The organism is Mesorhizobium sp. ESP-6-4 (genome assembly GCF_020164735.1).
In the GTDB taxonomy this organism is placed as follows: domain Bacteria; phylum Pseudomonadota; class Alphaproteobacteria; order Rhizobiales; family Rhizobiaceae; genus Mesorhizobium.
The window spans coordinates 400,620-424,120 of record NZ_JAIUGS010000003.1 but is presented as its reverse complement, the minus strand read 5'-3'; the positions used below and the strand labels follow the sequence as shown (position 1 = coordinate 424,120).

Sequence of the window (23,501 nt, the reverse complement as noted above, 5' to 3'; positions counted from 1 at the left end):
GATCGTCACTTCAGAATCATCCGCTGCTGGTCGCGGTTGGCGGCATAACTGCTCTTGTCATAGGCCGTTTGCGCCTGCAGCTGCTCCTTGGTGAAGTTGGTGTAGAGATACTTCTTGCCGTTCTTGTCGGTCATGAATTTGAGCTTATCCATGCCGATCGCCACTTCCTTGGCGCCGATGCCGAGGAAGCCGCCGACATCGACGATGACCGCGTCCGGCTTGTTGTCGGGCGTCAGCACGACGTCGCCGATCGAACCGATCTTCTCGTCGTTGGCGCCGTAGACCGTTGTGCCCTTGAGGTCGTCGACGCGCATGTTGCCCATCGGCATCTCAGTCAGTGTAGACTTATCGATGGAAGCCGTCTTGGTCTGGTCGGTGGCAGCGCCGCTATTATCGGCGGGCTTGTTCTCAGCCGTGCTCTGGGCTGGCGGCGTCGCAGGCTTGTTCTCGGCCGTCGACTTGGCGGGCTCTGCCGGCTTCGCTCCCTTATCGGACGTCGTGCCCGAAGCGACCACCGCAGGCGTGGTCGTTGCCGGCGCGTTGTTCGCGGCCGTCGTCGTGCCGGGCGCCGGATCATAGGGCTTGCGGTCGAACTCCGGCTGGGCCTGCAGCTGCTCCTTCGTTGTCTCGGCCACCAGCCAGCGGTCGCCGTTCTTCTCCGCCCATTTCGCCTTGTCGAAGTCGAAAGTGACGTTCTTCGTGCCGATGCCGAGGAAGCCGCCGACGCCGATCACCAGCGACTCGGCCTTGCCGTCCTTGGCAAGCACGATGTCCTTCACGTCGCCGATCTTCTGGGCATCGTCCGCAGTGCCATTATAAACCGACTCGCCCATGATGTTGGTGGCGATGTTGCCCTCCGCCTTCTTCACCGGCTCGGCCGGTGCGGCCGCGGGAGCCTGGGCTGTCGTCGTGTTATTGGCGGGCTGCGTAGCACCGGTCGACTGCGTCGGCGCCGGATCATACGGCTTGCGGTCGAATGACGGCAGAGCGTTCAGCTCCTCTTTGGTCGACTTGGCGACCAGCCAGCGGTCGCCGTTCTTCTCTGCCCATTCCAGCTTGCCGTAGTCGAAAGCGACGTCCTTCTTGCCGACGCCAAGGAACCCGCCGACCCCGATAATGGCCGACTTGGCATTGCCGCTGGCATCGAAGACGACATCGTCAACCTTGCCGATATTCTGTGCATCGTCTCCCGTGCCGTTATAGACGGACTCGCCGATAATATTGCTCATCAGGGCGCCATCGGCGCGCGGGACCGGCGCCGGATTCTCGGCTGCTGGGGGCTGTGGAGCCGGGGCGGGCGTCGTCTGCGCGAAAGCCCCGGTTGCTAGAAGGGTTGCGATCGCGGTCGTCGCAAAAAGAGTGCGGATCATCATGATGGTCTCTCCTCGTGCCTGATCTGCGCATGACGCTTCTTGGCCAGCCTCTTGACGGCAGGTCGGAAGCGGCAATGTCTACAGGTTCACAACGTTGTGACCGGAGGGTTGTTCCAACCGCAACACGTTCACGCGTCCATGGATTGCTGACCTCCCGGCGGAACCTTTGCGGCGGCCTCCTCGTTCAGCCTGCGGCTGAGGGTCTGCCGGCTCAAAATGACTCGAACACGGAGCGCGATATGCGGTTTGCTGCGGTGCTGAACCAGGACGGCGGCACCCTCCGCACCATCGACATGGAAGCATTTTCCGAAAAGCTGCGTCAGACCCTCGAAGCGGCGGGGCATTCGGTCGAGATCGACATCGTTGCCGGTCGCGACGTCGCCACGGCGCTGGAAAAGGTCATCGCCAGGCGAAATATTGACGTTGTTCTCGCCGGAGGCGGCGACGGCACGATTTCCACCGCGGCATCCCTCCTCATGAACAAGAAGAAGGCCCTGGCCATCTTGCCGGCCGGCACGATGAACCTGTTTGCGCGCGGCCTGGGCATCCCGCAGACATTGGAAGCGGCGTTGCAGTCCTTTGCCGACGGCGAGGTGATTGCCGTCGATATGGCGAGCGCCAACGGCCAGCCTTTCGTGCATCAGTTCTCCGTCGGCATGCACGCCAAGATGGTCCAGTTGCGCGAGAAAATGGATTTCGGCTCGCGCCTTGGAAAGATGCAGGCGTCCGTGCGCGCGGCGTGGGCGGCTATCAAGAACCCGCCGGCGCTCAAGGTGAGCCTGAGCATCGGCAAGGCCGAGATCGTCACCCGCACGACCGGCATCGGCATCTCCAACAATCTGTTCGGCGAAGGCCACCTGCCCTATGCCGACAACCCGGCTGGCGGCGTGCTCGGCATCTATGTCAGCGTCGCGCGCCGGCGTCATCATCTGGCGAAGCTGCTGCTGGACATGCTGCGCGGCAGGTTGCGCCAGAGCGCGCATGTCGAACTGCATCAGGCTGGCAAGGTCGTGCTGAAAATCCGTTCGCCCACCAGGAAGTTCAGCGCGGTGCTGGACGGCGAATTGATCAGGCTGGAGAGGGAAACCACGGTCGAGAGTCACCCCGGCGCCCTGAACGTGCTTGTCCCGTCCCGCAATGCGCAGGCGAAGGCGGCGTGATGGAAAGATCAGCTGCCTTGAGTGGATTTCTGCTCGGCGGGCGGCGCCGTCGGCACGTTCTGCTGGGTCGTCGGCGACTTGATCAGCTCGCCGTAGATCTCGACCGCGCCCCACGCGATGAAGGCGAGCAGCAGCCCGGCGATGAGGATTCTGAGGGCGTGCCAGCCCCAATGCCCCTGGCGAGCTTTGTCTTCAGGTACGATCTTGGTCACGATTGGCCTCCATGCTGCGCGGCGGCGGGCGCTTCAGGCACGACATGGTCGGTAACGGATCCTGTTCGGGAAGGTTCCGTGTCGGAAAAGACGCCCCGCAAGCATGCGGCAACCGATTGCGTGTATATGATGGCCGATTGCGCGGCGTTTTGAGGGAATGGTGAGCAGCAAGGCGGATAGTTTGCCAGCGGACGTCAGCCGCGTCGTGATCGATGCGGAACGGCTCGCCCTGCTTCAGGGCCTGGGCGCCATGGATACCGCAACCGATCCGGACTTCGACCGTATCACCGGTCTCGCTGCGGCAATCGCCGAAGCGCCTGTCGCGCTGGTGAGCCTGATCGGAAGCAGTCGCCGGCGGTTAAAGGCGCGCATCGGCCTCGATGAGAAGGAGACGCCGGCCAGCACTTCCTTCTGCGCCCACGCCATCGCCGCCGGCGACGAACCTATGGTGGTGACCGACGCCACGCTCGATCCGCGTTTCGTCGACAATCCGCTGGTCACGGGCAAGCAGCACATCCGTTTTTTTATCGGCGTGCCGATGATGGTGGCCGATGCCAGGATCGGTACGCTCTGCGTGCTCGATCGCCAGCCGAGACCGTTTCCGGCCGAGGACAAGGTAGCAAAGCTGAGAATGCTGGCCGACCTCGCGGCCAGCCTGTTCGCGCTGAAGGACGCCACCCGCGACGGCGCCATCGCCAAGGCGGAACTGGCGCGCGAGGAAAAGCGCCGCGCCATCGCGCTCGACGCCGCCTCACTGGCGAGCTGGGCGTGGGACATACGCACCGACATGATCGAATGCGACACGCTTCTGGCCGAGCTTTTCAACCTGCCGCCTTCGAACCGGCTGAAGGCGCGCGACATCCTGCGCGCCATCGACCCGCGCGACGTCTACCAGACCGAGACGCGTTTCCGCGACGCGCTGAGCGGCAGCGACGACTATTTTGGCGAGTACCGGGCCAAGGGGGTCCATCCACCCCGCTGGATCGCCACGCGCGGACGCGTGATCGAACGCGACGGCGAGGGCAAGCCGACGCTGATCTTCGGCGTCAACTACGACATCACCGAGCGCAAGCTCGGCGACGAGCGGCAGCGCCTCTTGCTGCGTGAGCTCAACCACCGCGTCAAGAACACATTGGCGACCGTGCAGGCGCTGGCGACGCAGACCGTCCGCCACGCTCGCCAGCCGAGTGCGTTCCTGGAGGCCTTCGGTGCCAGGCTGCAGGCGCTCGGCGCCGCCCATAATCTGCTGTCCGACCGCGAATGGCGCGGCATTGGCATCGGCGAATTGGCACGCATCGAGGTCAGGGTTTTCGACACGGGCCGCCAGCCGCGCATCGCAATTTCGGGTCCCGAGCTTCTGCTCTCGCCCGATCAAGCGGTCGGGCTCGGCCTGATCCTGCATGAGCTCGCCAGCAACGCGATGAAATACGGCTCGCTCTCCGCGCCGTCGGGAAAAGTCGATCTCGACTGGAAGACGCAAGGCCGCAAAGGTGCGCGCCGCCTGGTGCTGACCTGGCGCGAAAGCGGTGGGCCGCGGGTCGAGCCTCCGGATCGCCAGGGTTTTGGCTCGATCCTGATCCGCCGCAGCCTCGCCAAGGTCATCGACAGCGAGGTGACCCACGAATTTCGCCCGGAGGGCGTCTTCGCCGAAATATCGATGCCGCTCGAGCCGTCCTTGAAATGAGCGCTCCGGCACTGCTCAAGGCAAGTCTTCCGGGTCCGGCTTCGACGGCCCGGACTTGGTGTTCTCGCGATAGATAGCATACGCGACGACCGCCAGGGCAGGCGCGACAACGGCTCCAAGCCCGCCTTTGCTTTTGGCGAGGGCCGGAAGCAAGGCAAGTGCTGCGGTAACGCCCGCCGCCGTCATATTGGCCTGGCGTCGCCGCGCGCGGCGCTTGCTGCGTATGCCGGCCGCCAGCTTGTGAATGACGAGGATGAGCCCGGCAACCACCAGGAAGCCGATGCCGAAGCCGAGACTGGTCGCCATCGGTCCGAAGCGGACCGCCAGCCAGATGTAGGCGGCGCCGATGAGGAAGCCGACACCGCACAAGGCGAAAATGGCGGCAAGCCCGTAAAGGATTGCCGCGGTCCGCGCCCTATGCAAAGCGGCCATCGCCTCGCCCGAGGCGAGGGCCGAGATCAGCGAGACAAGCGTCCCCATCTGCGGTTAGCGGCGGGAAAGCAGGGCGAACAGGTAACCGACGCCCGCCGCGATGGCCAGCGAGGTCACCGGCTTCTCGCGCACCTTGGCGATCAGCTGCGCTTCGATATCCTCGGCTCTTCCCCGCATGCTCTCGAACGCGGCTTCGCCCTGCGCGCGCAATTGCTCGACGCCGTCGGCGGCGGCGCGACGGGCCGCGCCGTAGCCGTGTTGACCGGTCGTGGCGAGTTGCTCGGTGAGTCGCTGGATGTCCGCTTTCAGTTGCTCGATATCGGCCTCCAGATCGGCGGCGGTTGCTTCGTCTGTGGCGGATTTGCCTGCGGCGGTTGCCATTCTCTAACTCCTTGTGTTTGCGTTGGTTTCAACGCCCGTTCGGCGCCATGGTTCCGGTCGTCGCAAGCCAAACCTAGATCAGCGGCCTGCATTCCTCGCCTAGCCCCTCCCAGCGGGCAAGCTTCTTCAGCCCGTCATAGTCGATCACTTCGCAGCCGCCGTCCCGCCACATGATGAGCTTGCGGTCCATCAGCTTGCGGATCGTCTTGTTGGTATGGACCAGCGAGAGGCCGAGCGTGTCGGCGATGTGCTGTTGCGTGATCGGGATCTGCACCGGTGTCTTGCCGTTGAGGCCGGCGCCGCGAGCCCGGCGGGCGATGAAGGCGATAAGATAGGCGGCGCGTTCAAGCGCGGTGCGGCGGCCGATGCTGAGCAGGTTCTCATCCAGCATGCGCTCCTCGCGCGACGCGATCCAGGTGATGTCATAGGCAAGGCTGGGATGGCTGCGATAGAGTTCCTGCAGCTGATCGCGTTCGAAAACGCAAAGCAGCATCGGCGACAGGGCTTCGACGGAATGCTGCATTTCGCCCATCAGACTTCCCTGCAGGCCGATGAGGTCGCCAGGCATGGAAAAATTGAGGATCTGCCGGCGCCCGTCGGGCAAAAGCTTGTAGCGGAACGCCCAACCCGACAGCACCGTGTAAAGATGCGCGCTGTGGCTGCCTTCGACCAGCACGGTCGCACCTCTGTCGACCGCCAATTCGCCACGCTTGAAGGTGTCGATAAATGACAATTCCTGCTCGTCGAATTCGCGGAAGGCCGGCAGCGGCCGCAGCGGGCATTTTTCGCAAGGATATTGGCGAGTGGCAACCAAACGTGCGGACATTCGACCCCTCTTCGAAATCCCTGCCCCAGGGGGCGCAAGGAAACGTTTGAGGGGGACAGCGGTTCCGCTGGGTCATGTCCATGTCTTTTTTAAATGACATCGTGACGGATTGCGCGCATGAGTGCGGCTGCCAAGGAGATACCCCATAGGTGACAGCATTGCTTGACGGATTGCGCATTCTTGTCCTCGAAGACGAGTTCCTGATAGCGATGGATGTCGAGCAGCTTTGCCGTGACCACGGCGCCGCGGATGTGACGATCGCGCGCGAGATCGCCGACATCGACGGGCAGGCGCTGCCTTCGAGCTTCGACGCGGCAGTTGTCGATCTGATGCTTGGCGGGGTGTCGACCCTGGATTTCGCCGCGCGGTTGCGCGCAGAGGGCGTGCCGTTCGTATTCGCCTCCGGCTATTCGGATTCGGACGAAGTCAAGAACTCGTTCCCCGACGTTCGACTGGTGACCAAGCCTTACTCGGGCGACGATCTCGTCGAAGCCGTGGCGATCGCCTGCGGACGGGCCGCCCCGGCGGCCTGACGGTCGCCGCCGAGGCGATCTCAGGCCGCCTTGCGCGCTCACATCATGGCCGGTGCGAATCCGGGTTCACCAAGGAAATGCCGGATACGTCAAGCGTGCCGAATGGCGCGAGCAGGAACTTGTCGCCTTCGCGTCCCGAAAGTTAAGCCGCGTTCGAACCTGTGACCTGCGCCGAGATCGCGTCGGGTCCGAACTCGTCCTCTCCGGAAATCTTGAGGATCTCCTGCAGCCTGGCGCGCGCTCGGCTGACGCGGCTTTTGATCGTGCCGACCGCGCAGCCGCAGATCTCGGCGGCTTCTTCATAGGAGAAGCCGGAAGCGCCGATCAGGATGATGGCTTCGCGCTGGTCCTCGGGCAGTTGCTCGAGCGCGCCGCGGAAATCCTTGAGATCGAGCTGGCCATGCTGAGCCGGATGAACGGCAAGCCTGGCCGTCATGATGCCGTCGCTGTCCTGTACTTCGCGGCCGCGCTTGCGCATCTGCGAATAGAATTCGTTGCGCAGGATGGTGAACAGCCAGGCCTTCAAATTGGTGCCCGGCTGGAAGCTCTCATGCTTGTCCCATGCCTTGACCAGCGTTTCCTGGACGAGGTCGTCGGCCCGGTCGGCATTCTGCGTGAGCGACACGGCGAAAGCCCGCAAGCTCGGAATCGCGCCGAGCAGCTCGGTCTTGAAGCTCTGGGATACCGCCGCCATGCCTCAGTCCTTTTTCTGGGCAGGTTCGGTCTGTTCCAGCTGGCTGAGCAGCTGAGCGAAACGGTCCGGTACATGATCCGAGACCAGTTCGTCATAATACTGCTTGAGCTTGCGGGCGATTTCGGAGTTTGCACCAAGCGGATTGCCATCCCCGTTCCGATGCCTGCTTGCGGCATCAGCCATCTGTTTTTTTGACATTTCCTTCATAATAGCCCTAATTTCCAGCACCCGAGCCGCTCTTCGACTTCAAACCACAACGCAAGCGGAACCCTCGTCTGGTTGCCCATCCCTGGATCCGAAACGCTTGCCTGCTAATTTAGTTCCGCGGCCGGGCGGAACTTTTTCCGGAAGCCGGCGTTTGAAGCAGAGGGGCTTGCAACCAATGCGGCCTTGAACATGAAACGTCATCTGAGGGAGACGTCAATAATGAGTCTGTCCGCAACCATCGCTCCGCATCTCCCGTTCCTTCGCCGCTTCTCGCGCGCGGTGTCGGGATCGCAGGAGAGCGGTGACGCGCTGGTCGCCGCGATGCTGGAAGCCATTATCGCCGATACCAATATCTTCCCCGAAGCCTCGAGCGACCGCATCGCGCTGTACAAGGTTTTCGCCAGGCTGTTCACCTCCGTGGCCATCCGCGTGCCGCAGGAACAGGCGCAGACCGCCTGGGAGCAGCGGGCCGCGGCCAATCTGAATGCGATCGCGCCCCTGCCGAGGCAGGCTTTCCTTCTGGTTGCCGTCGAGGGCTTCAGCGAGGACGAGGCGGCGGAGATCCTCGACGTCGACGAGGATGAGTTCTCGGAGCTGCTTGCCCAGGCGAGCAACGAGATTTCCCGGCAAGTTGCGACCGACGTGCTGATCATCGAGGACGAGCCGCTGATCGCCATGGATATCGAGGAGATGGTCGAGAGCCTCGGCCACCGCGTCGTCGGCACGGCGCGCACGCATGCCGAGGCTGTGGCCTTGTTCGGCAGGACGCGGCCGAAAATGGTTCTGGCCGACATCCAGCTCGCCGATGGGAGCTCGGGCATCGAAGCCGTCAACGAGATCTTGTCCTCGACGCCTGTGCCGGTGATCTTCATCACTGCTTTCCCTGAACGCCTGCTGACCGGCGAACGGCCCGAGCCGGCCTTCCTGGTCACCAAGCCGTTCAATCCCGACATGGTCAAGGCTTTGATCAGCCAGGCCCTGTTCTTCGACCGTCAGGCCAAGGCCGCCGCCTGATCCCTTCCTAACCTGGATCTCGAGTGTCATGCCAGGGCTCCGCGCCATGCGTGACGCTTGGTTGTGTGCGGTCTGAAAAGCTCGGTTTGGGGGATCGTCTTTTTCAGCAAATGGTGGAACAAACGGCATCTGGCCACGTTCTTTTCCCGACATAAGAAGGAGACGCATCATGCTGTACTGGGCGCTCGTATTTCTCGTAGTTGCGATCATCGCCGGCGCGCTTGGGTTCGGCGGCATCGCCGGCACTTCGGCAGGCATCGCGCAAATCCTGTTCTTCATCTTTCTCGCCTTCCTGGTGATTTCGCTCATCGCAGGCCTCTTCAGGAGAGCCTGACCGCAACACTGGAAGCCGCACCCCTCAAACGGTTTCCAGCCACCGCCGGACGGCGCCTCGAAAGAGCACCGTCCGGCGGACCGTTTTTGGAAAGCCCAATTTCAGGGTGTCGTCTCGTGCGGAACAAGTTGCGGATTGGGCCGTTCAAGGCCCGAGTGGGGGATTTCCGATGCCTTCCCAAGGTCCCACACAAAACAGGCTCGAAAAGCGCGAAGTGATCGCGATGCATCCCTCGGAAAGCGGGATGCAGGTGGGGCGGGCCTTGCTTCACGCCCTGCACAACGCAGGGATTTCGGTTCTCTACCAGGATCGGCAGATGGAAACGGTCTGGGCGCGCAACATGAACGCGCCCTGGGCCGCCGATACAGCCGACGGCAAGGACTTGCTCTCGCCGGCGCAGGCCGAACGCATAAGGGCCGCCAAACTCAAGGTGATCGAATCCGGCAACCCGGACCAGCTCGAGCTCAGCATTCCGGGGCACCAGGGGGTACGCTGGTTCCAGCTTTGGATCGATGCAGACCGCGGGGAGGCCGGCGATGTCCTCGGCGTCGTCACGACGATGGTGGAGACGACGGAGCAGAAACGCCGCGAGCAGACCCTGAAGACATTGCTGCGCGAAGTTAGCCATCGATCGAAAAATCTCCTCGCCATCATCCAGAGTGTCGCCACTCAGACCGGGCGGTATACGGAGACGCTCGGCGAGTTCCTGGCGCGGTTTCGCGGCCGGCTGCAATCGCTCGCGTCCTCGCAGGATCTCGTCACATCCTCCAACTGGCGAGGAGCAGCGCTGCACGAGCTCGTATCCGGCCAGGTCGGCCGCTACAGCAGCGATCTGGCTCAAAGCCTGCGGTTCGCGGGCGAAAATCCTTACCTCAACCCCAACGCCGCCCTGCATATCGGTCTCGCCATGCATGAGTTGGCCGTCAACTCAGTGAGCTATGGCGCACTGTCGCGGCCGGACGGCCATGTCGAGGTGCGGGCCAAGCTCGAGGCTGAAGACGGAACCTCGCCCAACCTCTTGCTGACCTGGACGGAGGCGGTCGGCGACGCGCAGCGCAATGAGAAGCGTTTCGGCAGCGTGGCGCTGGAACGCGTCGTGCCGATGTCGCTGAATGGCTCCGCGACGCTGGAAATCGGCAGAGACCGGATGGAATACCGTCTCACCGTCCCGCACGGGAATTTCGAGACCGATTGAGATCGCTGCCGATGGTGTAAGAGCATTCCAGGCAAAGTGCGCAACGGTCAGGCGGCTCGCCGTAACCATCCGTCCGCAATTGCGTCAGACGGAGACGGGAGCGCTTTGCCGGCGGAGGCGCTTTAACCGGCTGTTCACCATTAAGTCCGATCCTATGCTCCCGGCTGACGATACGCCGGAAACCCATCCGCGCCCCGGCGCGACCTGGGGAGACCGAAATGATGTTTGCCGACATGAACAGGCTGGAGCAGGCCGCCCGCGTCTCGATGGGCGGCTTCCAGGATGCCGAGCTGCCGCCGGCGCCGCGGTCGTCGCATCTTTCGCTCCGCCTGGGCGCGATCGCGCTTCTGGCCGCCGTGGCCTTGACCGCGGCCTGGCAATTGTTCTGACCCCGCACGCGGCTTTGACTTGTCGGCTACTATGGATCCCGCGCTGGACGACTGCGATCAGATCGTCGGGAACGTGCGGCCCGACGGCACGCAATTCGCAACGCTGGAGGTGCCCGGCATGCTTGTCGCGTCGAACGGCAAGCGTTCCGAAAACACTACGTTAGGCAACAGTAAAATCGGGCAGGCAAAGCACCTTTTTTCATGCTAAATGGTTGCTGGCACTGCCGAAAGTGAGGACAAAAGTGAGGAGCAATTCTATGCGGAAGATGATGATTGCCATGGTTGCCGTGGTCGCTGTCAGCGGCTGCACAACGACCGAGCAGGACGTCGTCGGCGGCGGCCTGATCGGCGCCGGCGTAGGCGGCTTGGTCGGCGGCAGCAAGGGTGCGCTGATCGGCGCGGCCGTCGGCGCCGGGTCGGGCCTTCTGGTTCGCAACCTGCGCAACGGCTATTGCCAGTATCGCGATCATCGCGGCCGGATCTACACGGCTCGCTGCAACTAGTTCAGCACGGGAAAGACCGGGGGCCGGCAGCCGGCCTCCGGTTTGCTCTAAATCAAATTCAAGTCGCTGTTTTGCCTTACGCGCCCAGCGGGATCCTGATTTCCACCTTCAAGCCGTCGGCGTGGTAGTCGCGCGCGATGGTGCCGCGCAACTCGCGCGTGACGTTGAGATCTATCAATTTGGTGCCGAAGCCAGTCTTGACTGGCGCTTCCAGTTCCTTTTGACCCGCCTCGCGCCAGTTCAGAACCAGCGTCCGCTCGCGACCGCGGCCGTTGACGCTCCAGTCGACCTTGAGGGCGCCCACCGAACTGCCCGCCTCGCCATATTTCAGCGCGTTGGTGGCAAGTTCGTGGAAGGTCAGCCCGAGCGCCTGCGTCGTCGTCTCGTCCAGCAGCACTTCCGGCCCTGACAACACGCCGTCGGGAAGGTCCTTGCCGAACACCTGCCCGAGCTCGATGCGCAGCAGGTCGCCAAGATCGGCCTTCTGCCAGCGCGAGCGGGTCAGCATGTCCTGCGATGCAGCCATGGCCTGCAGGCGCGCCGAGAACGAAGCCGAAAACTCCTTCACGTCGGTGGCTTGCGAAGCCGTCTGTCGCGCGATCGCCAGCACGCGGGTGATCGAATTCTTGATGCGGTGCTTCATCTCCTGCAGGATCAAATCCTTTTCCAGCAGGCTCTTCTCGGTCGCCTCATGCAGCGCCGATTTCGCCTCATAGGCGCGCTCCTGGTAACGCGCCACCAGCGCGATGGCGCCGGCAAGCAGCAGGCCGAACAGCCCGAGCATCACCGGAATGGCGCGCGAGGACGGCGGTTCGAAGGCGCTTGTCGGCCTGAACAGCACGGTCCAGGGCCGGCCCGCGACAACGATATCGCGACGCGCCAGAAGCGTCGCCCCGATGCGTTCTGCCGGCGGCGCCTCCGAACGGAACAGAAGATTGCCGTCCTCGGGCTTGCCGTCATAGACCTCGACATTGACCGGCAGCAGCGGAGAACGGCTGAGCGCGACCTGGAACAAGTCCTGCGCGCGGAAGGCAGCGTAGAGAAAGCCGGACGTGGAGGAGCGGCTTGCATTGATCACCTCGGGCGCGGTTTCGACGTTCAGTCGCACGAAAACCAGGAACCCGGTGAAGGTCTGCGCCACGCCGGCGCCCTGGCCGAGCTGGACCAAACCGCTCGCATGCTGCCGGTCGTCTGCCATCGCCTTTTCGATCGCCGCGCGCCGAACCGGCTCGGTAAACATATCGAAGCCGATGATCGACTGGTTGGAGGCAGCGAGCGGCTCGAACAGCACGATGGGCGTGCGCCATTGCTGCGTCGTGGCAGGATAGATCGGATGCGCCGACCCATGATCGTGCAGGATGTCGCGTTCCACCTCCGCCTCGTCGCCGGTCTTGGCGAGCCTCAGGAAGCCGATGCCGCGCAGCCCGGCGAAATTGTCGTCGATGTCGAGGGCGGTGAAGAAGGCCTTGAATTCGCCGCGCGAGATGTCGCCGTTGCGGGCATCGAACAGCGCCTGCGTCGAACGCAGCAGCGACAGATGCAGGTCGACGCGGCTCTCGATGCGGTTGAGCGCGTCGTCGGCCGTGCCCTCGAACTTGATCCGCGCCGCCTCCTGCGTCGCGAAATAGGCGAACCCTGCCATGGTCAGGCTGATCAGCGCGACGGCGACAAAGGCAAGGATCGGAAAGAGCTTCTTCAAATCAAGGATGCGGCCCGTGGACGGTCGACGATCTTTATGGGCAAGTCTCGGCGCCAACACAATGGCGCCGTCAAACCATCACCGCGGCTGGTACATCACGCAGCTGTTAATTAGCCGGCTACCAGTTCGACTTCATGCCGCGATTTTCAGCGCCCCCGGGCCCGGAATGGCGCCTGGCGGGCACCTGCCGAGGATGATCATGCCGAGCACCTCGTCCTGGGTGACATCGGTCGTGCGCGCCGTGCCGACCACCTGGCCGTTCTTCATCACGCAGACCCGGTCGGCAAGCTCGAACACGTCATGGATGTCGTGGCTGATCAGGAAGATGCCGATGCCGTCGGCCTTGAGCTGTTTGACCAGTTCGCCGACCTGCGCCGTCTCTTGCGGGCCGAGCGCCGCCGTCGGCTCGTCCATGATCAGGATACGGGCGTTGAACAGGATCGCGCGCGCGATCGCCACCGACTGCCGCTGTCCGCCCGACAGCTTCATGACCGGCTCCTTGAAGCGCTGGAAACGCGGATTGAGCCGGCCCATCACCTTGCGCGCCTCGGCTTCCATGGCGACGTCGTCGAGCGTGCCCCAACCCGTCATCAGCTCGCGGCCGAGGAAGAGATTGGCCGCGGCATCGACATTGTCGGCCAGCGCCAGCGTCTGATAGATCGTCTCGACGCCATATTTCTTGGCGTCGCGCGGATTGGAGATCGAAGCCTCCACGCCATTGATGAATATCTGCCCGCTGTCGCGCTTATAGGCGCCGGACAGGATCTTGATCAGCGTCGATTTGCCGGCGCCATTGTGACCGAGCAGCGCCATCACTTCGCCGGGGAAAAGATCGACGGATGCGTCGTCGACGGCGCGGATGCCGCCGAAGGCGATCGAAACGTTGCGCATGTCGACCAGCGGAACGCCGGCGGGAGCGGTCTTGTCAGCCATGATCCCTTTCCTCCCTATAGTCCTGCTCAGACGCGCTTGCGATAGAGGGTGTCGAGCCACACCGCCACGACCAGCACGGCGCCCACGACGATGCTCTGCAGCGGTGAATCGACGCCGAGCAACACCATGCCGGACTGCAGCGACTGCATCAGCAATGCGCCCAGCATGGCGCCGAGCACGGTTCCGGAACCACCTGCGAGCGACGTGCCGCCGATGACCGCCGCGGCGATGACCAGCAGTTCATCCAGCGTCCCCAGCGCGTTTGTCGAGGAGTTCTGCCTGGCCGACGAGATCGCCGCCGCGATCGTCGCCAGCACGCCCATGATCATGAACACCTTCATGGTGATCCAGCGCGTGTTGATGCCGGCAAGATTGGCGGCTTCCGGATTGCCGCCGATGGCAAAGACGTAGCGGCCGAATCTAGTGCGCTTGGTGACGAAGGTCATGATCAGGCCGGCGGCGACCGCCATCAGCACCGGAATGGCGATGCCATGCGCGATGAACAGCCCGCCTTCGGGCACGGTGATGTTGTTGGCCGCGGCGTAGCGGTTCACGATGCCGACCGGCCACGGATAGGAGTTGGCGAGCCACACCGCGCCCAGGATGACCGCGCAGGTGACCGTGGCAAGCAGCGTCTCGGCCCAGACCGGACGCAGCGGGAAGCGGAAGCGCTTGCGCTGCACGCGGCCGTTGAAATGCATGAAGATAACCGCCAGGCAGGCGACGATGCCGACGGCCCAGCTCCATTTGGCGCCGATCGAGCCCGCCGGGCCGCCGCCCATCAACTGGAACGTGGCGTCGAGCGGCGCAACGGTCTGACCGCTGGTGACCCACCAGGCAGCGCCCCGCCATACCAGCAATCCGCCCAGCGTGACGATGAAGGCCGGCACTTCGAGATAGGCGATAACGAAGCCCTGGAAGGCGCCGATGATAAGGCCGAGCGCCAAGCCGATCAGCAACGCCAGAACCCAGATCCAGGGGTTTCCCAGTTCAAGCCCGACGAAGCGAACCAGGAAATGCGCCTGGGCAAAGCCCATGACCATGCCGATCAGCCCTTCGGCCGACCCGACCGACAGGTCGATGTTGCGCATGACGATGACCAGCACCATGCCGGAGGCCATGATCGCCACGGCCGAAGACTGAACCGACAGGTTCCAGAGATTGCGCGGCGTCAGGAACGTGCGGCTGTCGAAGTCGAGCGGGTTGACGCCGAGCCGCAGGCTGGAAATCACATGCAGCCCGATCCAGATGAGGAGCAGCGCACCGATCATGCCCAGCATGCGGGTGTCGAGCTCGGTCGCCTTCAGGAACCGGGCAACAGTGCCGAGTTCCGACGCTCGCGCGGTGTCCGCCGGTTGGGTAGACGTCGTGTCGGTCATGATTTCCTCCCACCGGCTTGCCGTCTGGCGCGGATGCCGGAACTCAGCCTAGAAGCTATCCGCCTGAGGCAGAACGGCAAAATCTTTTGAGAAAACGCCGCGGCTTTAAGACAATCCCCAGGAAAGTGCGTAGCGGGTTTCCGTCCGGGATTGCGGCAACAAAAACCAGGAGCGGTTCATTGAACCGCTCCTGGCCGCGGCGCAGGTATTTTTGATCGAACGTCGGCAAGGCTCAGTTGCAGACCTGGACGCTGCCGGCGGGCACGCCCGCGCAGACCTCGTCCTTCTTGATCCAACCGGCGTCGATGACGACGTTGAGATTGTCCTTGGTGATCGCGACCGGCGTCAGGAACAGCGACTTGACGGTGTTGCCGCCGGGCGTCGTGAAGTCCTTGGCGCCGGCGATGTCGCCCATCTTCTTGCCGTCGGCGAGCTGCGAGGCGATCTCGGCGGCGTTCTTGCCGAGCTCGCGCGCGTCTTTCCACACCGACACGGTCTGCGTGCCGAGCGCGATGCGGTTGAGCGCCGCGTGGTCGCCGTCCTGGCCCGAGACCGGCACGGTGCCGGCCAGCCCCTGCGCCGTCAGCGCCGCGACAACGCCGCCGGCGGTGCCGTCATTGGCAGCCACGACCGCGTCGACCTTGTTGTCGTTGGCGGTCAGGAACTGCTCCATGTTCTTCTGCGCGTTGGCCGGCAGCCAGCCGTCCGTGTAGGCCTCGCCGACATTCTTGATCTTGCCGCTGTCGATGGCGTCCTTCAGGACTTCCATGGAGCCCGCGAACAGGAAGTCGGCGTTCGGATCGGAGCCCGAGCCCTTGATGAAGACATAGTTGCCTTCCGGCTTGGCCTTGAACACCTCGCGGGCCTGCATGCGCCCGACTTCCTTGTTGTCGAAGGTCAGGTAGAACACGTCCTTGTTCTCAATCAGGCGGTCGTAGCCGACGACCGGGATTCCTTCATCGAGCGCCTTCTGCACCGCCGGGCCGATCGCCGAGGCATCCTGCGCCAGGATGATCAGCGCGTTGGCGCCCTGCGAGATCAGGCTTTCGACGTCGGTCAGCTGCTTGCCCGGATTGGACTGCGCGTCGGCCGAGATATACTTGTCTCCGGCGGCCTCGATGGCGGCCTTCATCGCTGCTTCGTCGGTCTTCCAGCGCTCTTCCTGGAAATTCGACCACGACACGCCGATCACCTTGTCCTTCGCCTCGGCGACGGACGCCAGCGTCAGCGACATGGCAACGCCCGCCAGAATGGCGGCTGCAAATTTCTTCATGATATCCTCCCTGCGCCCGTGCGGCGCGACCCAGACTGGCCCAAAGGCCGGCACAGAGGCTTTTTTTCGAGCCTCAAAAAAATAGTGGTCCAGCACAACAGCGCTGTCAACCGAGATTTTGATGGGTTTTGATGGGCTCAGGCATTTTTTTCGGTGTTCGCAATAAATAATGACATGGCCCCTGGCTTCTGCCACAATCCCTAGCGTGTCAGCGACAGGCCATGGCATTATCACAAGGCCGCGATGACCGGGGAGGACGTGCGAAACGATGTCGGTCGGAATCCGCCATGACGATTTGCGCCGGCGCAACCGCGCCATGGTGATTTCGGCGGTACGCCGCGCCGGTCAGCCATCACGAACCGAAATTGCCGCCACCACCGGGCTCAGCCACTCGACCATTTCGGCGATCTCCGCCGACCTGATCCAGGAGGGCATTCTCACCGAAAGCAAGGCCAGCGAGCCGACGGCGTTGAAGCGCGGCCGGCCGCAGATCGGCCTGGCGCTGAACCCTGAAGCCGCCGCGGTGCTGACCGTGGTGTTGTCGCTGAACTTCCTGTCGGTCGCCGTGATCGATTATGCCGGTCAGGTTGTTGCCGAGGAGCAGCAGCGCCTGGACACGCTTGTCATGCCCCGCGACGAGCTGATCGGCGAATGCGTGGCGATCGTGCGGCGCCGGCTGCAGGATCCCGACCTCGACGTTGGCAGCGTCGCCCGCATCGCCATGGGCATTCAGGGCATCACCGATTCTAATGCACGCGCCATGCTCTGGTCGCCGATAACGCCGCTGACCGACATTCCTTTCGCCGACATTCTCGAGAAGGAGTTCGGCATCTCCGCCACCATGGAGAACGACTGCAACATGATGGCGGTAGCGCTGCAATGGCGCGACCCGGAGCGCTATCGCGACGACTTCATCGCCATCCTGTTGTCGCACGGCATCGGCATGGGTCTCGTGCTCAAGGGTGCGCTGTTCACCGGCACGCATTCCTCCGGCGGTGAGTTCGGCCACATGATTCACCGCCCGGGCGGGGCGCTTTGCCGCTGCGGCCGCCGCGGCTGCGTCGAGGCCTATGCCGGCAACTATGCGATCTGGCGCAGCGCCATGAAAATGAGCGAGGACGCCGAGCCGGTCGACGTCGGCGACGCCGACATGCGGGCCCTTGCCGCGAAGGCGCGCGAGAGGGACGGCCCCGAACGGGAGGCTTACCGCCGGGCCGGCGAGGCGCTTGGTTTCGGTCTCGGCAGCCTGTTCGCCCTCATCGACCCGGCGCCCGTCGCCATGGTCGGCGTCAGCGCGGCCGCCTTCGACCTGATCGAGCCGGCGCTGCGCGAGGCGATCGCCCAGACGGCCGGCGGCCAGCACTCCGAATCGATCTCCTTCGACACCGAGCCGAACGAACTGCCGCTGATCCGCGAAGGCTGCGCCATGCGCGCGCTGACCTTCGTCGACCAGGAGATTTTCGCGCCGGGAGGCCAGGCAAGAGCGGGGACGGGAAAGAACGTGGCCTGAGGCAGCCTTGAAGAGGTCCGGGGACAGCAGCAGACGATTGAAATTAGCGAAGGGAAGGCCCCGCAGCTTCGTCATTCCAGGGCGGAGCAGGAGCGAAGCTCCGTCGCGGAGACCCTGGAATCCATGCCGCTACCTCACGCGTCGAGCGCAGCGGCACAGAATTCTGGACTGTCGCAACGCATCGACATCACGGAATGAATCCTCGGGTCTGCGCTGCGTCGCTGCGCTCCTTGCTCCGCCCGTGGATGACGAAGCACAAGCGTCTCGGCTAATCGCCAATGCACGCGATCCGATGCTGGAGACAGAATCCGTCAGCGCCTCGGCGCCTTACCCCTAATCTTCCCTGATCGCGTAACCTGCGCCTCGGATGGTACGTATGACATCCGGCATGCGGCCGTTGTTGACCGCCTTGCGCAGGCGGCCGACATGGACGTCGACGGTGCGTTCGTCGATATAGATCGTCTCGCCCCAGACATTGTCGAGCAGCTGGCTGCGCGAGAACACCCGGCCGGGATGACGCATCATGAATTCCAGCAGCCGGAACTCGGTCGGGCCGAGCCTGATCTCGCTCTTCTTGCGGTAGACGCGGTGCGACTCGCGGTCGAGCACGATGTCGCCGACCTTGAGCACGCTGGACAGCACCTCCGGCTTGGCGCGGCGCAGCAGCGCCTTGACGCGCGCCATGAACTCCGGCGTCGAGAACGGCTTGACCAGATAGTCGTCGGCGCCGGTCGAAAGGCCGCGCACGCGGTCGCTTTCCTCGCCCCGCGCTGTCAGCATGATGATCGGCAACCGCTCTGTCTCGGGCCGCATCCTGAGACGCCGGCAGAGCTCGATGCCGGAAACCGCCGGCACCATCCAGTCGAGCACGAGCAGGTCGGGAACGTTTTCCTGAAGGCGGATTTCGGCCTCGTCGCCGCGGGTCACCACTTCGACCTGGTAACCCTCGGATTCGAGATTGTAGCGGAGCAGCACCCCAAGCGGCTCCTCGTCCTCCACCACCATGATGCGTGGCGCGATCATTGGCAGGTACCTTCGTCAGGCCGCCGGCGCCGACATTGTCGTCTCGTCCTGCTTGGGACGATTCGCGGGCAATTGCGTGCCGGTCAGCACATAATAGGCGTTCTCGGCGATGTTGGTCACATGGTCGCCGATGCGCTCGAGATTCTTGGCGCAGAACAGAAGATGCGTGCAGGCGGTGATGTTGCGCGGGTCTTCCATCATGTAGGTCAGGAGCTCCCGGAAGACGGATGTGTATTTGACGTCGATGCGCTCGTCGTCGTTGCGAAGCTTGGCCAGCGCCGTGGCGTCGCCCACCGTATATTCCTGGATCACGGCCTGGACCTGGATCAGCACCAGCTGCGCCATGGAATCGATCGAATGCGTGAGGTCGCGCGGCGCGGCGCTGACGCCGACCGAGCCGACGCGCTTGGCGATGTTCTTGGCGAGGTCGCCGATGCGTTCGAGGTCGCCCGCCATGCGGATCGAGCCGACCACATTGCGCAGGTCGTCGGCCATCGGCTGGCGCTTGGCGATCAGCGTGATGGCACGGTCGTCGAGCTCGCGCTGGCGCGCGTCCATGATGGCATCGTCGGAAACGACGCGCTGCGCCATGGCATTGTCGGTCTCGAGCAGGGCCTTGGTCGAAGCGCCGACCATCGAGCTGGCGAGATCGCCCATGTCGTTGATGAGCCGGCTGATCTGCCTCAGATCCTCGTCGAAGGAAGCGACGGTATGTTCGGCCATGATGATGTCCTCGTATGAGCTCAGCCGAAGCGGCCGGTGATGTAGTCCTGCGTGCGCTTTTCGCGGGGCGAGGTGAAGATCTTCTCGGTCCGGTCGAACTCCACCAGCTCGCCCAGATACATGAACGCCGTCTGCCGCGACACGCGCGCCGCCTGCTGCATGTTGTGGGTGACGATGACGATCGTGTAGTCGGCCTGCAGCTCGTCGATCAGTTCCTCGATCTTGGCGGTCGACAGCGGATCGAGCGCCGAGGCCGGCTCGTCGAGCAGGATGACCTCGGGCTTCACCGCAACGGTACGGGCGATGCACAGGCGCTGCTGCTGGCCGCCCGAGAGGCTGAGGCCGCTGGCGTTGAGCTTGTCCTTGACCTCGTTCCAGAGTGCTGCGCGCTTCAGCGCCTGCTCGACGCGGCTGTCCATCTCGGCCTTGCTGATCTTCTCATAGAGCCTGACGCCGAAAGCGATGTTCTCGTAGATCGACATCGGGAACGGCGTCGGCTTCTGGAACACCATGCCGATCTTGGTGCGCAGCAGATTGAGGTCCTGCGAGCGGTCGAGGATGTTCTTGCCGTCGAGCAGCACCTGGCCCTCGGCGCTCTGTTTCGGATAGAGCTCATAGATGCGGTTGAGCACGCGCAGCAGCGTCGACTTCCCGCAGCCCGACGGGCCGATGAAGGCGGTCACGCTGCGCTCGGGCAGGGACAGGTTGATGTCCTTCAGCGCCTTCGACTGGCCATAGTAGAAATTGAGGTTCTTGACCTCGATCTTGGCCTTCTCGACGGTCGTGTCGGCTGCGTTCAGGTCGGTGGACAACATCGGTTTCATCTGTCCTCTCTGCGTCCGGTTAGGCTGCGGGCGATGATGCTCAGCCCGAGAACCGTCAGGGTGATTATGAGTGCGCCCGTCCAGGCCAGTTGCTGCCATTCCTCGTAAGGGCTGAGAGCGAACTGGAAGATGGTTACCGGCAGGCTGGCCATCGGCGCATTGAGATTGCTCGACCAGAACTGGTTGTTGAGCGCGGTGAAGAGAAGCGGCGCCGTCTCGCCGGAGATGCGGGCGATCGCCAAAAGGATGCCGGTGACGATGCCGGAGAGTGCCGCGCGATAGGCAACCGAGCGGATCACCACCCAGCGCGGCGCTCCGATGGCGGTGCCTGCTTCGCGCAGCGCGTTGGGCACAAGGTTCAGCATGTCCTCGGTGGTGCGCACCACGACGGGGATCACCAGGATCGACAGCGCGACCGCGCCGGCAATCGCCGAGAAGTGCCCCATCGGCCGCACCATCAGCTCGTAGACGAACAGGCCGATGATGATCGACGGCGCCGACAAGAGGATGTCGTTGATGAAGCGCACCACCGTCGTGAGCTTCGAAAAGCGTCCGTATTCGGCCATGTAGGTGCCGGCCAGCACGCCGATCGGCGTGCCGACGATGATACCGATGATCGTCATGACGATGCTGCCGTAGATGGCATTGAGCAGGCCGCCGGCATCGCCGGGCGGCGGCGTCATTTCTGTGAATACCGGAAGCGACACCCCGGAAAGCCCCTTGTAGAGCAGGGCGCCGAGAATCAGCGCCAGCCAGGCCAGCCCGATGCCCGCCGCGACGACGCACAGCGTCATCATCACGGCATTCTTGCGCTTGCGACTTTGGTGAAGCGATGCGGCAGTCGACATCGGTCAGGCTCCCGTGCGGCTATCGATGCGCAACAGCATGTAGCGTGCGAGCGCGAGGATGATGAAGGTGATGATGAACAGGATCAGACCGAGCGACACCAGCGAGGATGTATAGAGGTTGCCGTCGGCTTCGGTGAATTCGTTGGCGATGGTCGCCGAGATCGTCGTGCCCGGCGCAAACAGCGAGGCGCTGATGCGGTGCGCGTTGCCGATGACGAAGGTGACGGCCATCGTCTCGCCGAGCGCGCGGCCGAGGCCGAGCATGACGCCGCCCATGATGCCGACGCGGGTATAGGGGATGGTCACGCGCCGGGTCACTTCCCAGGTCGTGCAGCCGATGCCGTAGGCCGATTCCTTCAGCACCGCCGGCACCGTGTCGAACACGTCCTTGGTGATCGAGGTGATGAAAGGCAGCACCATGATGGCGAGGATCAGCGACGAGGTCAGCAAGCCGATGCCGTAGGGCGGACCGGCAAACAGGCTGTCGAGGCCGGGGATGCCTTTGAACAGCCAGATGATGAAGGGCTGGACCGTCGTCTGCAGGAACGGCGCGAAGACGAACAGGCCCCAGATGCCGTAGATGATCGAGGGAATGCCGGCGAGCAGCTCGACCGCGATGCCGATCGGACGCCGGAGCGGGCGCGGGCAGAGCTCGGTCAGGAAGACGGCGATGCCGATCCCGATCGGCACGGCGATGAGAATGGCGATGGCCGAGGTGACGATGGTGCCGTAGATGGGCGCGAGCGCGCCGAAATTCTCGGTGACCGGGTTCCAGGATTCGGTGGTCAGGAAGGAGAAGCCGAACTTCGACAGCGCCTCCCACGATCCGGCGACCAGCGATATCGCGACCCCGCCGAGCAGAACGAGCACGAGCATGGCGGAAAGGCGCGTCGCCGTCCGGAAAACCATGTCGGTGACGGCGAAGCGGCGCACCGTCGCTTCTCTGGTCCGCATGGCGGACGATGTCGCGGCTTCGGAAACGGCTGTCATTTAGCCCCTCGCATTTCGAAAGAGACAGGAGGGCGCCGTAGACGCCCTCCTTATTTTGCGGGAATTACATGCCGGAGTAGAGCGGCTTGCCGTTCGCGTCGACGATGTCCTTGCTCCACATTTCCTCGACGCTCTTCACGACCGCGTCGGGCATCGGAACATAGTCCAGGCCGGCGGCCAGCTCATCGCCCTTGGCATAAGACCAGGCGAAGAATTTGAGCGCTTCGGTCGTCGCCGCGGCGTCATCGGGCTTCTTGTAGACGAGGATCCAGGTGGCGGAGGTCATCGGCCAGGATTCGGCGCCGGCCTGGTTGGCCAGGATGACGCCGTAGCCCGGCTGCGAGCTCCAGTCGGCATTGGCCGCAGCGGCCGAGAACGCGGCGGCGGTCGGCTCGACCTTCTTGCCGTCCTTGTTGATCAAGTCGGTGTAGGTCAGCTTGTTCTGCTTGGCGTAGGCGTATTCGACATAGCCGATCGCGCCGCCGGTCTGCGACACGTTGTTGGCGACGCCTTCATTGCCCTTGGCGCCGATGCCCACCGGCCACTCGAGCGCGGTGTTGACGCCGACCTTCGACTTCCAGTCGGCGCTGACGTCGGCCAGGTAGTAGCTGAAGTTGAACGTGGTGCCCGAGCCGTCCGAACGGTGGACGACGGCGATCGCCTGGTCGGGCAGCTTGACGTCGGGGTTGAGCTTCTTGATTGCTTCGTCGTTCCAGTTGGTGATCTTGCCGGCGAAGATGTCGGCGAGCGTCGGACCGTCGAGCACCAGCTCGCCCGGCTTGATGCCTTCGAGGTTGACGACCGGAACGATGCCGCCCATCACCATCGGGAACTGCGCGAGCCCGGTGGAGTTGAGATCCTCGCCTTTCAGCGGCGCGTCCGAAGCGCCGAAGGTCACGGTCTTGGCCTTGATTTGCTTGATGCCGCCGCCGGAGCCGATCGACTGGTAGTTGAGACCGATGCCGGTCTCCTTCTTGTAGGCGTCGGCCCACTTCGCGTAGATCGGATAGGGGAAGGTGGCGCCAGCGCCGGAAATGTCGGCTGCCATCGCGGCGGCCATGCTAAGGGTTGATGCCGCAGCCATTGCAATTGCAACGGCCGCCGAGCGGATGAAATGTCTCATGTGGCCTGCTCCTGTTCGGAAGATGGTCTTTCGGCACCCGTTGTATCGGCGCCCGGTCAGCGCAATAGCCCTCGATTATTACAGTCGCATGACAGTTTCGTGTCAGCCCGGTAACGCCTGAACGGGGATGCACGGAAGGGTCCGCGTCAGCCTCGAAGGACCGGCCGGAGTTTGCCGCGGAAATCAGCAACTTGTCTGACTTTTGAAACAAAATTTATCCCGGCGGCCGGATGACGGCC

At 63.6% G+C, this 23,501-nt stretch carries 26 protein-coding genes; 9 read left to right on the top strand and 17 right to left on the bottom strand.

Annotated features, from left to right (window positions below; all coding sequences use genetic code 11):
* Window positions 1–5 precede the first annotated feature (5 nt).
* Window positions 6–1,370, bottom strand: coding sequence for a PRC-barrel domain-containing protein (locus LB523_RS09220; protein ID WP_224602415.1), 1,365 nt, complete (start codon window positions 1,368–1,370; stop codon window positions 6–8).
* A gap of 242 nt (window positions 1,371–1,612) precedes the next feature.
* Between LB523_RS09220 and LB523_RS09215 the strand changes: the two genes are divergently transcribed.
* Window positions 1,613–2,533, top strand: coding sequence for a diacylglycerol/lipid kinase family protein (locus tag LB523_RS09215; protein WP_224602311.1), 921 nt, complete (start codon window positions 1,613–1,615; stop codon window positions 2,531–2,533).
* An 8-nt stretch (window positions 2,534–2,541) separates the two neighbouring features.
* On the opposite strand, the gene LB523_RS09210 is transcribed toward LB523_RS09215, so the two are convergent.
* On the bottom strand, window positions 2,542–2,745 hold the full coding sequence (locus LB523_RS09210) for a hypothetical protein (protein ID WP_095767385.1): 204 nt from the start codon (window positions 2,743–2,745) through the stop codon (window positions 2,542–2,544).
* Window positions 2,746–2,902: 157 nt separating this feature from the next.
* On the opposite strand from LB523_RS09210, the gene LB523_RS09205 reads away from it, so the two are divergent.
* Entirely contained in the window at window positions 2,903–4,429 is a 1,527-nt protein-coding gene (locus LB523_RS09205; protein WP_224602310.1) for a sensor histidine kinase, read from the top strand.
* A gap of 15 nt (window positions 4,430–4,444) precedes the next feature.
* Here the strand turns inward: LB523_RS09205 and LB523_RS09200 are convergent, their stop codons facing one another.
* From LB523_RS09200 to LB523_RS09190, 3 genes are all read right to left on the bottom strand, one after another.
* The gene (locus tag LB523_RS09200; protein WP_224602309.1) at window positions 4,445–4,909 is read right to left on the bottom strand and encodes a phage holin family protein; all 465 of its coding nucleotides are present in this window, start codon (window positions 4,907–4,909) and stop codon (window positions 4,445–4,447) included.
* Between the two features lie 6 nt (window positions 4,910–4,915).
* Entirely contained in the window at window positions 4,916–5,242 is a 327-nt protein-coding gene (locus LB523_RS09195) for a YqjD family protein (protein WP_095767382.1), read from the bottom strand.
* Between the two features lie 73 nt (window positions 5,243–5,315).
* On the bottom strand, window positions 5,316–6,068 hold the full coding sequence (locus LB523_RS09190) for a Crp/Fnr family transcriptional regulator (RefSeq protein WP_224602308.1): 753 nt from the start codon (window positions 6,066–6,068) through the stop codon (window positions 5,316–5,318).
* A 149-nt stretch (window positions 6,069–6,217) separates the two neighbouring features.
* Here LB523_RS09190 and LB523_RS09185 point away from each other — a divergent pair, with 149 nt between their 5' ends.
* On the top strand, window positions 6,218–6,601 hold the full coding sequence (locus LB523_RS09185) for a response regulator (RefSeq protein ID WP_095767380.1): 384 nt from the start codon (window positions 6,218–6,220) through the stop codon (window positions 6,599–6,601).
* A 142-nt stretch (window positions 6,602–6,743) separates the two neighbouring features.
* Here LB523_RS09185 and LB523_RS09180 read toward each other — a convergent pair whose 3' ends face one another.
* The gene (locus LB523_RS09180; protein ID WP_040985057.1) at window positions 6,744–7,295 is read right to left on the bottom strand and encodes an RNA polymerase sigma factor; all 552 of its coding nucleotides are present in this window, start codon (window positions 7,293–7,295) and stop codon (window positions 6,744–6,746) included.
* Between the two features lie 3 nt (window positions 7,296–7,298).
* Window positions 7,299–7,502: a NepR family anti-sigma factor gene (locus tag LB523_RS09175; protein ID WP_095767379.1), complete on the bottom strand. Its 204-nt coding sequence runs from the start codon at window positions 7,500–7,502 to the stop codon at window positions 7,299–7,301.
* Between the two features lie 219 nt (window positions 7,503–7,721).
* On the opposite strand from LB523_RS09175, the gene LB523_RS09170 reads away from it, so the two are divergent.
* The 5 genes from LB523_RS09170 (at window position 7,722) to LB523_RS09150 (ending at window position 10,937) form a co-directional block, all read left to right on the top strand.
* On the top strand, window positions 7,722–8,516 hold the full coding sequence (locus LB523_RS09170) for a response regulator (protein ID WP_095767378.1): 795 nt from the start codon (window positions 7,722–7,724) through the stop codon (window positions 8,514–8,516).
* 169 nt (window positions 8,517–8,685) lie between these two features.
* Window positions 8,686–8,850 carry a DUF1328 domain-containing protein gene (locus tag LB523_RS09165; protein WP_018429836.1) on the top strand — a complete coding sequence of 55 codons (165 nt, stop codon included), beginning with the start codon at window positions 8,686–8,688 and terminating at the stop codon, window positions 8,848–8,850.
* Between the two features lie 223 nt (window positions 8,851–9,073).
* Complete coding sequence (locus LB523_RS09160) at window positions 9,074–10,045, top strand: sensor histidine kinase (protein ID WP_224602414.1); 972 nt, start codon at window positions 9,074–9,076, stop codon at window positions 10,043–10,045.
* Between the two features lie 218 nt (window positions 10,046–10,263).
* Window positions 10,264–10,434 (top strand): hypothetical protein, encoded by a 171-nt coding sequence (locus tag LB523_RS09155; protein WP_224602307.1) that lies wholly within the window; start codon window positions 10,264–10,266, stop codon window positions 10,432–10,434.
* Between the two features lie 257 nt (window positions 10,435–10,691).
* Complete coding sequence (locus LB523_RS09150; protein WP_095767375.1) at window positions 10,692–10,937, top strand: YMGG-like glycine zipper-containing protein; 246 nt, start codon at window positions 10,692–10,694, stop codon at window positions 10,935–10,937.
* A gap of 76 nt (window positions 10,938–11,013) precedes the next feature.
* On the opposite strand, the gene LB523_RS09145 is transcribed toward LB523_RS09150, so the two are convergent.
* From LB523_RS09145 to xylF, 4 genes are all read right to left on the bottom strand, one after another.
* Complete coding sequence (locus LB523_RS09145) at window positions 11,014–12,636, bottom strand: CHASE domain-containing protein (RefSeq protein ID WP_224602305.1); 1,623 nt, start codon at window positions 12,634–12,636, stop codon at window positions 11,014–11,016.
* A 132-nt stretch (window positions 12,637–12,768) separates the two neighbouring features.
* Entirely contained in the window at window positions 12,769–13,569 is an 801-nt protein-coding gene (locus LB523_RS09140) for an ATP-binding cassette domain-containing protein (protein ID WP_224602303.1), read from the bottom strand.
* A 26-nt stretch (window positions 13,570–13,595) separates the two neighbouring features.
* A complete protein-coding gene (locus tag LB523_RS09135) occupies window positions 13,596–14,948 on the bottom strand; it encodes a sugar ABC transporter permease (RefSeq protein WP_224602301.1) in 1,353 nt (450 codons plus the stop codon).
* Between the two features lie 232 nt (window positions 14,949–15,180).
* Window positions 15,181–16,221, bottom strand: a complete 1,041-nt coding sequence (gene xylF, locus LB523_RS09130) for a D-xylose ABC transporter substrate-binding protein (protein WP_095767551.1) — start codon at window positions 16,219–16,221, stop codon at window positions 15,181–15,183.
* 268 nt (window positions 16,222–16,489) lie between these two features.
* Between xylF and LB523_RS09125 the strand changes: the two genes are divergently transcribed.
* A complete protein-coding gene (locus tag LB523_RS09125; RefSeq protein WP_224602298.1) occupies window positions 16,490–17,731 on the top strand; it encodes an ROK family protein in 1,242 nt (413 codons plus the stop codon).
* A gap of 333 nt (window positions 17,732–18,064) precedes the next feature.
* Here the strand turns inward: LB523_RS09125 and phoB are convergent, their stop codons facing one another.
* The 6 genes from phoB to pstS all read right to left on the bottom strand — a co-directional run bounded on the left by phoB (window position 18,065) and on the right by pstS (window position 23,262).
* Entirely contained in the window at window positions 18,065–18,754 is a 690-nt protein-coding gene (gene phoB, locus LB523_RS09120) for a phosphate regulon transcriptional regulator PhoB (protein WP_010911896.1), read from the bottom strand.
* A gap of 15 nt (window positions 18,755–18,769) precedes the next feature.
* Window positions 18,770–19,477 carry a phosphate signaling complex protein PhoU gene (gene phoU / locus LB523_RS09115; RefSeq protein ID WP_224602296.1) on the bottom strand — a complete coding sequence of 236 codons (708 nt, stop codon included), beginning with the start codon at window positions 19,475–19,477 and terminating at the stop codon, window positions 18,770–18,772.
* A gap of 20 nt (window positions 19,478–19,497) precedes the next feature.
* The gene (pstB, locus tag LB523_RS09110) at window positions 19,498–20,301 is read right to left on the bottom strand and encodes a phosphate ABC transporter ATP-binding protein PstB (RefSeq protein ID WP_095767369.1); all 804 of its coding nucleotides are present in this window, start codon (window positions 20,299–20,301) and stop codon (window positions 19,498–19,500) included.
* Window positions 20,298–21,149 carry a phosphate ABC transporter permease PstA gene (gene pstA / locus LB523_RS09105; RefSeq protein WP_224602293.1) on the bottom strand — a complete coding sequence of 284 codons (852 nt, stop codon included), beginning with the start codon at window positions 21,147–21,149 and terminating at the stop codon, window positions 20,298–20,300. The genes pstB and pstA overlap by 4 nt, the downstream gene beginning before the upstream one ends.
* A 3-nt stretch (window positions 21,150–21,152) precedes the next feature.
* Window positions 21,153–22,139, bottom strand: coding sequence for a phosphate ABC transporter permease subunit PstC (pstC, locus tag LB523_RS09100; protein WP_140633161.1), 987 nt, complete (start codon window positions 22,137–22,139; stop codon window positions 21,153–21,155).
* Window positions 22,140–22,203: 64 nt separating this feature from the next.
* The gene (gene pstS, locus LB523_RS09095) at window positions 22,204–23,262 is read right to left on the bottom strand and encodes a phosphate ABC transporter substrate-binding protein PstS (protein ID WP_224602291.1); all 1,059 of its coding nucleotides are present in this window, start codon (window positions 23,260–23,262) and stop codon (window positions 22,204–22,206) included.
* Window positions 23,263–23,501: the final 239 nt, after the last annotated feature.